The sequence below is a fragment of the Pseudomonas sp. J380 genome, assembly GCF_009827115.1.
Taxonomy (GTDB): Bacteria; Pseudomonadota; Gammaproteobacteria; order Pseudomonadales; family Pseudomonadaceae; genus Aquipseudomonas; species Aquipseudomonas paracarnis.
Window position 1 is genome coordinate 1,892,525 of record NZ_CP043060.1, and the last position, 11,396, is coordinate 1,903,920.

The 11,396-nt window shown below is 61.0% G+C and carries 11 protein-coding genes; 4 read left to right on the forward strand and 7 right to left on the reverse strand.

The window, feature by feature from the left end; translation table 11 throughout:
• Positions 1-20 precede the first annotated feature (20 nt).
• Positions 21-1,169, reverse strand: a complete 1,149-nt coding sequence (locus FXO12_RS08360; protein WP_057978122.1) for a TDT family transporter — start codon at positions 1,167-1,169, stop codon at positions 21-23.
• A gap of 111 nt (positions 1,170-1,280) precedes the next feature.
• On the reverse strand, positions 1,281-2,468 hold the full coding sequence (locus tag FXO12_RS08365) for an MFS transporter (RefSeq protein WP_057978124.1): 1,188 nt from the start codon (positions 2,466-2,468) through the stop codon (positions 1,281-1,283).
• Between the two features lie 91 nt (positions 2,469-2,559).
• Between FXO12_RS08365 and FXO12_RS08370 the strand changes: the two genes are divergently transcribed.
• Positions 2,560-3,099 (forward strand): TetR/AcrR family transcriptional regulator, encoded by a 540-nt coding sequence (locus tag FXO12_RS08370; protein ID WP_054921690.1) that lies wholly within the window; start codon positions 2,560-2,562, stop codon positions 3,097-3,099.
• 174 nt (positions 3,100-3,273) lie between these two features.
• Here FXO12_RS08370 and FXO12_RS08375 read toward each other — a convergent pair whose 3' ends face one another.
• From FXO12_RS08375 to FXO12_RS08390, 4 genes are all read right to left on the reverse strand, one after another.
• A complete protein-coding gene (locus tag FXO12_RS08375) occupies positions 3,274-4,053 on the reverse strand; it encodes an ABC transporter permease (RefSeq protein WP_017529785.1) in 780 nt (259 codons plus the stop codon).
• Positions 4,050-4,982: an ABC transporter ATP-binding protein gene (locus FXO12_RS08380; RefSeq protein WP_057978126.1), complete on the reverse strand. Its 933-nt coding sequence runs from the start codon at positions 4,980-4,982 to the stop codon at positions 4,050-4,052. The genes FXO12_RS08375 and FXO12_RS08380 overlap by 4 nt, the downstream gene beginning before the upstream one ends.
• Positions 4,983-5,117: 135 nt before the next feature.
• Positions 5,118-5,735: a glutathione S-transferase family protein gene (locus FXO12_RS08385; protein WP_032892575.1), complete on the reverse strand. Its 618-nt coding sequence runs from the start codon at positions 5,733-5,735 to the stop codon at positions 5,118-5,120.
• A gap of 56 nt (positions 5,736-5,791) precedes the next feature.
• Entirely contained in the window at positions 5,792-6,451 is a 660-nt protein-coding gene (locus FXO12_RS08390; RefSeq protein WP_054897863.1) for a transglutaminase family protein, read from the reverse strand.
• A gap of 190 nt (positions 6,452-6,641) precedes the next feature.
• Between FXO12_RS08390 and FXO12_RS08395 the strand changes: the two genes are divergently transcribed.
• Positions 6,642-9,089, forward strand: a complete 2,448-nt coding sequence (locus FXO12_RS08395) for an acyl-CoA dehydrogenase (RefSeq protein ID WP_057978128.1) — start codon at positions 6,642-6,644, stop codon at positions 9,087-9,089.
• A gap of 75 nt (positions 9,090-9,164) precedes the next feature.
• Positions 9,165-9,572 (forward strand): PA2817 family protein, encoded by a 408-nt coding sequence (locus FXO12_RS08400; protein WP_003190109.1) that lies wholly within the window; start codon positions 9,165-9,167, stop codon positions 9,570-9,572.
• A gap of 138 nt (positions 9,573-9,710) precedes the next feature.
• Here the strand turns inward: FXO12_RS08400 and FXO12_RS08405 are convergent, their stop codons facing one another.
• Positions 9,711-10,643 carry a LysR family transcriptional regulator gene (locus FXO12_RS08405; protein ID WP_034127229.1) on the reverse strand — a complete coding sequence of 311 codons (933 nt, stop codon included), beginning with the start codon at positions 10,641-10,643 and terminating at the stop codon, positions 9,711-9,713.
• 89 nt (positions 10,644-10,732) lie between these two features.
• Between FXO12_RS08405 and FXO12_RS08410 the strand changes: the two genes are divergently transcribed.
• Positions 10,733-11,374, forward strand: a complete 642-nt coding sequence (locus FXO12_RS08410; RefSeq protein WP_057978146.1) for a hypothetical protein — start codon at positions 10,733-10,735, stop codon at positions 11,372-11,374.
• Positions 11,375-11,396 lie beyond the last annotated feature (22 nt).

Consider the following 11,396-nt stretch of genomic DNA (forward strand, 5'->3'; position numbering starts at 1 on the left):
ACGACTTTACCTAATCCTGCTTACTTATTCGCTAGCCCGGCAATACAAGGCGAAACAAAAAGCTCGCCTTTATAAGCGCCCTGCACGGTGCGCTTGGCCACGATCAGCCACATCAGCGCCAGCGCAACCACCAGCACACTGCCAAACACACTGAAAAACGCCAGATGTAACAGGCTCGCCAATTTAAGCGTGGCCAAGGCGTAAACCCCCAATGGGAAGGTGAAGCCCCACCAGCCCAGGTTGAACGGGATACCGGCGCGCAGGTAACGCAGGGTGATCAACACCGCAATCAACATCCACCACAAGCCGAAGCCCCACAGGGTGATGCCCGCAATCAGGCCCAGGCCGTGGGCCATTTCACCGACACTGGCCAGGCCATTGGCGGCAAAGATCGCGGGGGCATCCGTACCGAGCAGCAACATGCCCAGGGCACCGGTACCGATCGGGCCCAGGGCCAACCAGCTCGACGCGGCCATATTGGCGTGAGGCAACTTATGCAAGGCCATGCGCAGCATCAGGATGGTCAGGATGCTGAACGCTACCGGCAGGGAAAACGCCCACAGCACGTAGCTGGTCACCAACATCACCAGTTGCGAATGGGCATCGGCCAAGTGCGGCGCGAGCAAGCCGCCGCTGGCCGCCGCCACTTCGGCCGCCACCACGGGCAACAGCCAGACGGCGGTCATCTGGTCGATGCTGTGCTCCTGGCGCGTGAACATCATGAACGGGATCAGTACGCCGCAGGCCAGGGACATGGCGACGTCCAGCCACCACAAGGCCTCGGCCAACGGGATCACATCACCGCCCCAGCGCGGCAGGCCGAACAGCAGCAAGCCGTTGAGAATGGTCGCCAGCCCCATGGGGATGGTGCCGAAGAACATCGAGACCGTTGAGTGCCCGAAGATGCGTCGCGCCTCGTGGAAAAACATCACCCAGCGGGCGGCATACAGCACGCTGAACAGCACAAACAGGCCAATGGTGAACAGCCACAGGCCCTCGGCGACGGCATGCAAGCCGGGCAGGTTGACTGGCATCTGGGCCAAGGCCAGGGCCAGCACACCGGTGCCCATGGTCGCGGCAAACCAGTTCGGGGTGAACTGGCGAATCACTTCCCGGGGACGGGCCAGGTGACTGAAGGGTTTGTAGCGGTGAGTGGTCGAGCAGGTCATGGGTTAATCCTCTTCCTCATATGAGGTTGAGGCCATGATAGAACCTGATCGAATATCTATATAACGGGTAATATCTCTAACTGTTATCTGTTTTATCTATATTAACCACGATCATGCCCTCGCCCTTGCTGGCGCCGAGTCCCGCCACCACAGCCCACCAAGGGCCCCGAGAGACAGCAAGATAAGCACCGCACCGTAGCCGTCCGTGGTCGCGACCAGGCCAAACACGCGGCTCAGGTTACCCGCCAACAACGCCGGCACGCAGAACGCCAGGTAGCTCAATACATAGAACGCCGACATCAGGCCCGCTCTCTCATGGGGCAACGCCAGGCCCACGATGCTGCGCACACTGCCCATGAAGCCGCCGCCGAACCCCAGGCCTGCGATCACACTGGCGACAAAGAACAGCCACAGGCTGGCGATGTTTACGGCAACCAGCAGCAACCCCACGCCCACGGCCAGCAGTGCAGCCGACACGCGCATGACCCTGTCAGCCGCGTGGTTGCGCAGGCTGTAGATCATCACCGCGCCGCTCAAGGTCACCACCGCCACCAGCCCGCCGCCGATCAAGTGCGAGGTCGACCCGGTGGCGACACGCACCAACGACGGTGCCAACGAGGAAAAAAACCCACCCAGCGCCCACACGGCCACATTCAATGGCATCGCCAGCCACAACGCGCGGCGCGCCTGCGGCGGCACATGCAGGGTTGGCGCCAGTGACTTCAAGGCGCCGGGTATGCGGCTGACCGTTTCAGGCAGGCGCCAGATATACAGAGCCTGTAACACCATCAAGGCCAGCAGGGTGTAGTAGATCAATTGGGTTGGCCACGGCGCGAACTCCACCAGCAACCCGCTGCCCAGGCCACCACTGGCCATGCCGAGCATCGGTGCAAGGCTGTTGAGCATCGGGCCGCGGACGCGGTCGGTATCGAGCAGCGTCGCACTCAATACCGCTGTGGCAGTGCCAGTCGCGAAGCCCTGCAGCGCGCGGGCGGCCAGCAGGCAGGCGGTGCTGTCCGCGTTGATAAACAGCAGCATCGCCACACTATTGAGCAGCAGCGCGACGAAGATCACCGGCTTGCGCCCCAGGTAATCCGAGAGCGACCCCACCGTCAGCAGGGCCGCCAGCAGGCTCACGGCATAGACACCAAAGATGGCCGTGAGCATGGCCGCCGAAAAATGCAGGTGGTCTTGATACACCTGGTACAACGGCGTCGGCGCGCTGGAGGCGGCGAGAAAGGTCAGCACCATGATCACTAGAAACGCCAGGCTGGACCGCTGAGAGATGACACTGGGCATGGGCACGCTCCGCTAAAGCTAATATTTTGCTTTTGTGCAGTGTGCTATTCGCTGGCGCTTAAAGCAAATTCTTTGTGTTAAGGTCTTGCCCATGGCGATCAAAGAAGGCCTCCGCCCGGGGGGCCGCAGTGCCCGGGTACAAGAATCCGTCCACAGGGCGGTGCGCGAATTGCTGGAGGCCCATGAGCGTTCCAGCGTCACCGTGCCGATGATTGCGGCATGTGCAGGCGTCACGCCGTCGACCATTTATCGGCGCTGGGGCGATCTGTCAGTACTGCTTGCCGACGTCGCCCTGGCCCGTATGCGCCCCGATACCGAACCGGCCAACACCGGCAGCCTGCGTGGCGACCTGCAAGCCTGGGCCGAGCAATACCTGGATGAGATGAGTTCGGACGTAGGCCGCAACATGATGCGCGACGTGCAAAGCAGCCCGACGCCAGGGTATTGCGTGAGCATCCTGAGTGGGCAGTTGCAGGTGATTGTTGACCGCTACCCGCAGGAACAGCCGCCGAGCGTTGACCATCTGATCAACCTGCTCGCCGCACCGACGGTGTTTCGTATTCTATTTTCGGCCCAGCCTTTGGCGGTAGAAGAACTGCATACCCTGATCGAACTGGCACTGAAAATCTAAGGCACGTGCGCCGACCAGAATGTGGGAGCTGGCTTGCCTGCGATGCAGACACCTCCGTACACCCGTCAAGCGAAGTCGATACCATCGCAGGCAAGCCAGCTCCCACATTTGTTCTGTGTGCATCCAATAAAAAACGGCCTCTGATGAGGCCGTTTTGTTATTTCCAATCCCACATCATGTACGCATCCCACGCCCACTCACCAGCAACCGCGCACAACCGATATACAGCACCACGGTCGCAACGATCATAAAGGTGATCGCCACACTGATCTTGATATCCGACACGCCCAGAATGCCGTAGCGGAAGGCGTTGACCATGTGCAGCACCGGGTTGGCCAGGGACACCGTCTGCCAGAACGGCGGCAGCAAGGTGATGGAGTAAAACACCCCGCCCAGGTAGGTCAGCGGCGTGAGCACGAAGGTCGGGATGATGGAAATATCATCGAAGTTGCGTGCGAACACGGCGTTGATAAAGCCCAGCAGCGAGAAGATCGTCGCCGTCAGCACCACCACCAGAATAGTGACACCCAGGTGATGCACCTGCAGCTGGGTAAAGAACAGGGACAGCAGCGTCACGATCACTCCCACCATCAGGCCACGCAACACGCCGCCCAGGGTGTAGCCGATGAGGATGGTGTGCGGTGACACCGGCGAGACCATCAGCTCTTCAATGGAGCGCTGGAACTTGCTGCCAAAGAAACTCGACACCACGTTGCCATAGGAGTTGGTGATCACCGACATCATGATCAGGCCCGGCACGATGTATTCCATGTAGGTGAAGCCACCCATGTCGCCGATCTGCCGGCCGATCAGGTTACCGAAGATCACAAAGTACAGGACCATGGTGATCGCCGGTGGCAGCAGGGTCTGCGGCCAGATCCGGGTAAAGCGCTTCACTTCGCGATAAACAATGGTTTGCAGCGCGACGAGGTTGGGTTGCAGTTCGGAACTCATACCGCCACCTTCGCCAGATTTTTCTCCACCAGGGACACAAACAACTCCTCAAGGCGATTGGTTTTGTTACGCAGGCTCAACACTTCGATGTTCTGAGTGGCCAACTGGGTGAACAGCGCGGTGATGCCCATGGCTTTGTCCACCTGCACCTCCAGAGTGTGGCTGTCTACCAGGCGGCTGGGGTAACCCAGCAGATGCGGCGCCACCGACAGATTGTTCTTCAGGTCGAGCAGGAAGGTTTCCACATGCAACTGGCCCAGCAGGTTGCGCATGCTGGTGTTCTCGACAATGGTGCCGTGGTCGATGATGCCGATGTTGCGGCACAACTGCTCAGCCTCTTCCAGGTAGTGGGTGGTGAGGATGATGGTGATGCCCTTCTCGTTCAGTTCGGTGAGGAAGGTCCACATCGAGCGGCGCAGCTCGATATCCACGCCGGCGGTAGGTTCGTCGAGGATCAACAGACGCGGCTCATGCACCAGGGCGCGGGCGATCATCAGGCGTCGCTTCATGCCACCGGACAACGAGCGCGAGGGTACGTCACGCTTGTCCCACAGGCCCAGTTGAGTCAGGTACTGCTCGGCGCGTTCCTTGGCGACTTTCGCCGGAATGCCGTAGTAGCCGGCCTGGGTCACGACAATGTCGAAGGTCTTTTCGAACTGGTTGAAATTGAATTCCTGGGGCACCACGCCAATGGAGCGCTTGAGCGCTGCCGGGGATTTGTCCAGGTCATGACCGAAGATATTCACCGTGCCGCTGGTCTTGTTGACCAGGGTGGAGAGAATGCCGATGGTGGTGGATTTGCCGGCACCGTTGGGGCCGAGCAAGGCGAAGAAGTCACCTTCGGCAACGTCCAGATCGATACCACTCAGGGCCTGGAAACCGTTGCCGTAGGTTTTGGTTAGCTGCCGGATGGACAGAGCGGAACTCATATGGAAGTACGCACCAAAGAAGGGAATAGAAAGAATAGATGAAGGCACACCGCAGGTAGTTCAACCGGCGATGCAGTGCGAGCATGGTGCGTGCCCATGCCGCACAAGTACAGTCACCCGTATTAATAGTGTGTATTAAGTCAACGCGGTCATCACCGCCTTGCGGTAGGCCGGGCGCTGCTGCAGGCGCTGGTACCAGGCCTCCAGATGGGGCATGGCAGGGCGTTCGATGGGCATCTCGAACCAGGCGTAGATGAAGCAGCCCAAGGGAATATCGCCCATGCCGAACGCCTGGCCGGACAGGTAGGGTTGCTCGGCGAGGGCTTGTTCGACGGTTTTGAGCGCGTCGATACAGGCTTGGCGCCCGGCATTGATGCTGTCCCAGTTTTGCTGGTCAGCCGGGGTGCGCACGATGCCCCAGAACACCGCTTTGAACGGATCGGCGAGCGTGGAAGTGGTCCAGTCCATCCACTTTTCGGCGTTGGCCCGGGCTTGCAGGTCGCTGGGGTAAAAGTCCGATGCCTGCTTGGCGCACAGGTAACGCACGATGGTGTTGGATTCCCATAGCACAAAGTCGCCATCTTCGATCACCGGCACCCGGCCATTGGGGTTCATGGCCCGGTATTGCGGGGTATCGACCACACCAAAAGCCCCGCCCGCATCAATTGCTTCATAGTCCAGGCCGAGTTCCTCGGCGCACCACAGTGCTTTCCTGACGTTTGATGAATTTTTACGACCCCAGATCTTCAGCATGACCGCGCCTTATCGTTGATGAACATGGCTTGATGAACGCAGCAGCATACGCCGGTTCAGCCGCGGCTTAAATCGCCCTGCATATCGCCGAGCAAGGTGGGCGCATCGTCGCCAAACAGGTGCGGGTAGCACTGGCGGATATGCCCGAAGAAAAATGCTTCGGGCACGTCAGCAAATTGCCCGTGGTCCACCACGTACTCCATAGAACGCTGGCCCTGGCGATTGAACGCGTGGAACACGCTGTCGTGCAGCCCATCGAATTCCAACGGCGGCACGTCGAACACTTCGCACAGTTGCTGGTTGAACGCCGGAGTGGCCTTGACCCAGCGGCCGTTCAGGTAAAGCTCGGTATAACCGTGCATGGCGAACACGTCACTTTTGAGCAGAGCGAGCAGTCGCGGTGTGGACAGGTGGTTGCGCACGTCCGCCAGGCCAATGCGTGCGGGAATGCCGCAGTGGCGCGCGCAAGCGGCGAGCAACGTGGCCTTGGGCACACAGTAGCTTTCGCCGGCCGCCAGGGCGAAGCTGGCGCTCAAGGTGTTGGGGTCACGGCTGAAGGTATAGGGGTTGTAGCGAATGGCCTCGCGCACGGCGTAGTAAAGACTGACTGCCTGGTCACTTAAATCCGGGCGGGTTCCGCGGTGTTTCTCGGCGAACTCCACCACCACAGGGTGGTCACTATCGATGAAGCGGCTGGGACTCAAGTACGTATTCATGAGCTTGATCTCCGAGGGGAGCCTGGAGTTTAACCACCAGGCCTGCCAGAGAGATAACGACGATTCGGCCAAATGCCGGCGCCGGCTGATGGGTTGCCCAGTACACCTTGTTACACCCTGATCACCCGGCTTGTTCGGATGCCGACTAAGCTCCCTGGTGGTTTCGCCCCTGGTTCACGGAGGATTGAATATGCTGTTGTTGTGGATACTGGTGCTGGTGGTCGGCATTGCCTACCTGGCACACCGCCGTACTGCCCCCCTGCCCGCCCTGGGTGTGGTCGCCGTCTACCTGCTGGCGATGGGCGCCTGGAGCCACGCACCGGGTTGGCTGCTGCTGATCTTCTGGGTACTCCTGGCCGTGGTGGCCGCGCCTTTGCTGCTGCCTGACCTGCGCCGCCAATACTTCACCAAGCCGCTGTTCAGCTGGTTCCAGAAAGTGCTGCCGCCGATGTCCGAGACCGAGCGCGATGCGATTGATGCCGGTACCGTGTGGTGGGACGGCGAGCTGTTCAGTGGCCGCCCGGACTGGGACAAATTGCTGGCCTACCCCAAGGCGCAGTTGACCGAGGAAGAGCAGGCGTTCATCGACGGCCCCACCGAAGAACTCTGCGCCATGGTCAGCGACTGGGAAATCGGCCAGGCCATGGACCTGCCGCCGCAAGCCTGGGAACACATCAAGACCCATGGCTTCTTCGCCCTGATCATTCCCAAGGAGTACGGTGGCAAGGGCTTCTCCGCCTATGCCCACTCCCAGGTCGCCATGAAACTCGCGACCCGCAGCGGTGACCTGGCCTCCACCGTGATGGTCCCCAACTCCCTCGGCCCCGCCGAACTGCTGCTGCACTACGGCACCGAGGAACAGCGCAATCATTACCTGCCGCGCCTGGCCCGTGGCGACGACATCCCGTGCTTCGCCCTCACCGGCCCGCTGGCCGGCTCCGATGCGGGCGCCATGCCCGACACCGGGGTGATCTGCAAAGGGGAATGGGAAGGCAAGGAAACCCTCGGCCTGCGCCTGAACTGGGAAAAGCGCTACATCACCCTCGGCCCGGTCGCGACCCTGCTCGGTCTGGCCTTCAAGGCTCATGACCCAGACCACCTGCTGGGTGAGGAAGAGGACCTGGGCATCAGCCTCGCGTTGATTCCTACCGACACCCCTGGCGTGGAAATCGGCCGTCGTCACCTGCCGCTTGGCGCCGCCTTCATGAACGGCCCCAACTCCGGCAAGGATGTGTTCATCCCCCTGGAATACCTGATTGGTGGCCAGGAAATGCTCGGCAAGGGCTGGATGATGCTGATGAACTGCCTGTCGGTCGGCCGTTCGATCTCGCTGCCCGCCGTCGGCACCGGCGCCGCCAAGTTCACCAGCCTGGTGACCGGCCAATACGCCCAGGTGCGCGAACAGTTCAACGTACCGCTGTCGGCCTTCGAAGGCATCCAGGAAGCCCTGGCACGCATCGGTGGCAACGCCTGGCTGATGGACAGCGCGCGCATGCTCACCGCCAACGCCGTGGACCTGGGCGAGAAGCCGTCGGTGTTGTCGGCGATCCTCAAGTATCACCTGACCGAACGCGGCCGTGAGTGCATCAGCCACGCCATGGACGTGCACGGCGGCAAGGGCATCATCATGGGCCCCAACAACTACCTGGGCCGCAACTGGCAGGGCGCACCGATCTTCATCACCGTGGAAGGCGCGAATATCCTTTCGCGTAACCTGATGATCTTCGGCCAGGGCGCGATTCGCTGCCACCCCTTCGTGCTCAAGGAAATGGCCCTGGCCGGCCGCGAAGACCATGACCAGGCGTTGAAGGAATTTGACGGCCTGCTGATGCAACACATCGGCTTCGCCGTCAGCAACGCCGCCAGCACCCTGGTGCTGAACCTGGGCTTCGGGCACTTCGAAAAAGCCCCGGGCAACCGTTTGAGCCAGGGCTACTTCCGTGCCCTGAACCGCCAGGCGGCTGCGTTTGCCCTGCTGGCCGACCTGAGCATGATGTTGCTGGGTGGCGAGCTCAAGCGCCGCGAACGCCTGTCCGCTCGCCTGGGTGATGTGCTCAGCCACATGTACCTGGCGTCGGCGGCGCTCAAGCGTTATCACGACCTGGACTCGCCGGACCATCTGGAGCCGCTGTTTGCCTGGGCCATGGAAGAAAGCCTGGGCGAATCGGAACGCGCATTGGATGAGCTGCTGAGCAACTTCCCGAACAAGGTGCTGGGCTGCCTGTTGCGGGTGATCGTGTTCCCGTTCGGGCGTCGTCATACCGGGCCGTCCGACGCTCTGGATGCCGAAGTGGCAGCCGTGATCGGCCGCGCCAAAGGCGACCCGACCCTGGAAGAATTGCTGGCCGGCTGTTATCGCCCGCAATCAGCAGAAGATCCCGTGGGCGCCCTGCAACATGCCTACGACCTGCTCGGTGCCAGTCACCCCTTGCAGAAAAAACTCCACAGCGCGCTCAAAAGCGGCCAGGTCAAGCCGGCTGCCGGCGAGCATGCCATCGACGCGGCCCTGCAGGCCGGCGTGCTGCAACCGGCCGAGGCACAAACCTTGCGCGATGCCGAGGCTGCGCGACGCAAGGTGATCGACGTGGATGATTTCAGCAAGGAAGAGCTGATGCAGGCAGAAGGTAAAGTCCGCTGAGTCGAGCGGTCATATAAAAACGGGCGCGAGAGGCTTATACTCTCGCGCCCGTTTTTGCTTTAGAGGCCTTATCTCGTGTCCAACGTCGTTGCCGATCATCTTGTCTTGCTCGACCACTTGCGCAGCATCCTGGTTGCCGTCGGCGAAGCCGAACAGGTACCCGAGGAAAGCCACTCGCTGTTCCTGGAGCGTTTCGACGAACTGCGCGCCCTGTTGCCAATCGACCCGATCGAAAGCCAGTACCTGGGCCAGGACCTGATGAGCCAGGTCATCCTGCGCTACCCGCAAATCGCCCACCTGGTGCCCCGTGACCTGCTGTGGTTCTTTGGCGGCGACTGCCTGCACTTCATGCCCGACGAAGAACTGGACCTGTACCAGGCCCTGGAAGAACGTCGCTATGAAGCCGAACAGAACGACGAACCGTTCGACTGGAACCAGGAAAAACAGCTGCTGGCGATGCCTCAGGACCAGAGCAAGCACTGACAACTATGCTCGTTCCTACGCTCTGCGTGGGAACCTATCCTGTGACGCTCTGCGTCACCCGTGCACAGGCATAAAGGCAGGACGCGGAGCGCCCAGGTGGCATTCCCACGCAGAGCGTGGGAACGAGCAACCGCGCTCCTACCGTCGGCGCAGCGTGGGCTCCCTGGCCATGCACTCCACCAGATAATCGATAAACACCCGCAACTTCGGCGGCAGGTAACGTGTGGGCGAATGCAGCAACCACGCCTCGCCATGGTACGACGCAATAAAATCCCACCCCGGCAACACCTGCACCAAATCTCCTGCTTCCAATGCGTGCCGCGCGGTGAAATACGGCAAGCTGGCAATCCCGACATGCTGCAACGCAGCCTCCAGTCGCACCCCGGTGTGGTTCGCCGCATACCGGCCGCGTACGCCGACCGTTACCGCCTTGCCAGCCTGGCGAAACTTCCAGCGTGAATCTCCCGGTGTCTCACCCAGATAGATGCAACTGTGCCCGAGCAGATCATGGGGATGGCTCGGTGTACCGTGCTCGGCCAAGTACTGTGGCGTCGCGCACAGCAAATGTTCGATGGGCAACAGTTGGCGCCCGACCAAACCTGGCGGTGGGCTGTCGGTGATGCGGATGCTCAAGTCGACGTTGTCGTCGATCAAATCTACATGCCTGTCTTCCAGGATCAATTGCACATCCACCTTGGGATAGCGCCGCAAAAATTCCGGCATATGCGGGTGCACCACAAATCGCCCCACCGCCTTGGGCACACTGACCCGCACCAGCCCCTCGGCTTCATGGGTAAATTGCCCACTGATTTCCATCACCGAGCGCGCCGCGTTGACCATCTCCTGGCAACGCTTGAATACCTCCTCGCCGCCCTCGCTCAAGCGCAGCTTGCGCGTGGTGCGTTGCAGCAGGCGCGTGGCCAGGGCTTGCTCCAGGCGCGAAATACTGCGGCTCACCGCCGAAGGGGAGACGCTGAGTTGCCGCGCCGCTTCGGAGAAGCTGCCGGTTTCCACGACCTTGACGAAAATCGCCATTTCACCCAATAGCGGCAAAGGAAGATTGATGCTCATGACGCACAGGTCCATTGATAATTGAGCGGATTATCACCCATCTGCGCACTATTTATACTGCCCACAGAACCCTGATGCGGATGTAGATGATGACCGAGCGCCTGTTTTTTACCCACGACCACCTGACGGCCGAGCTGGAAGTGCTCAGTTGCACCCCGTACGAAGAGCAATTCGCCGTGATTGTGCAGTCGACCATTTTCCATCCCCAAGGCGGAGGCCAGCCGTCCGACACCGGCTGGCTCGGCGACAGCCAGGTGCTGCGAGTCATGCAGGAAGGCGAACAGGTGGTGCACTACGTCGACCGACCTCTGGAGCCCGGCCTCGTCGTTGCACGAGTCGACGCACAGCGGCGCGCCTTGCATACGCGTCTGCATTCGGCGGGGCACTTGATTGGCAATGCCGGCGAACGCCTGGGCTGGATGCCCATCAAGGCCCACCATTGGCCGGGCGAAGGCAAGATCACTTTTATCCGTGGCGAGACCGCGCAAGACATGGATGCGCAGGCGCTCCAGCAGTGGGTCAACACATGGATCGCCGCCGACTATTCCCGCCATATGACGCTGGAAGACGGCACCCGCGAAGTCGGCTTCGGTGAGTTGCCGGCTTACGCCTGTGGCGGCACGCATGTTCAAGCGTTGAGCGAACTGGGCCAGGTAACGATCCTGGCGCTATCGGAGAAAAAAGGCGCGCTGTCAGTACGCTACAGCCTCGCTGACACCCTGACACTGTAGGAGCGAGCTTGCTCGCGAAGAA

Coding starts and splice junctions, on each gene's coding strand:
- FXO12_RS08360 (WP_057978122.1), bottom strand. CDS start 1,169: ATGACCTGCTCGACCACTCACCGCTACAAACCCTTCAGTCACCTGGCC.
- FXO12_RS08365 (WP_057978124.1), bottom strand. CDS start 2,468: ATGCCCAGTGTCATCTCTCAGCGGTCCAGCCTGGCGTTTCTAGTGATC.
- FXO12_RS08370 (WP_054921690.1), top strand. CDS start 2,560: ATGGCGATCAAAGAAGGCCTCCGCCCGGGGGGCCGCAGTGCCCGGGTA.
- FXO12_RS08375 (WP_017529785.1), bottom strand. CDS start 4,053: ATGAGTTCCGAACTGCAACCCAACCTCGTCGCGCTGCAAACCATTGTT.
- FXO12_RS08380 (WP_057978126.1), bottom strand. CDS start 4,982: ATGAGTTCCGCTCTGTCCATCCGGCAGCTAACCAAAACCTACGGCAAC.
- FXO12_RS08385 (WP_032892575.1), bottom strand. CDS start 5,735: ATGCTGAAGATCTGGGGTCGTAAAAATTCATCAAACGTCAGGAAAGCA.
- FXO12_RS08390 (WP_054897863.1), bottom strand. CDS start 6,451: ATGAATACGTACTTGAGTCCCAGCCGCTTCATCGATAGTGACCACCCT.
- FXO12_RS08395 (WP_057978128.1), top strand. CDS start 6,642: ATGCTGTTGTTGTGGATACTGGTGCTGGTGGTCGGCATTGCCTACCTG.
- FXO12_RS08405 (WP_034127229.1), bottom strand. CDS start 10,643: ATGAGCATCAATCTTCCTTTGCCGCTATTGGGTGAAATGGCGATTTTC.
- FXO12_RS08410 (WP_057978146.1), top strand. CDS start 10,733: ATGACCGAGCGCCTGTTTTTTACCCACGACCACCTGACGGCCGAGCTG.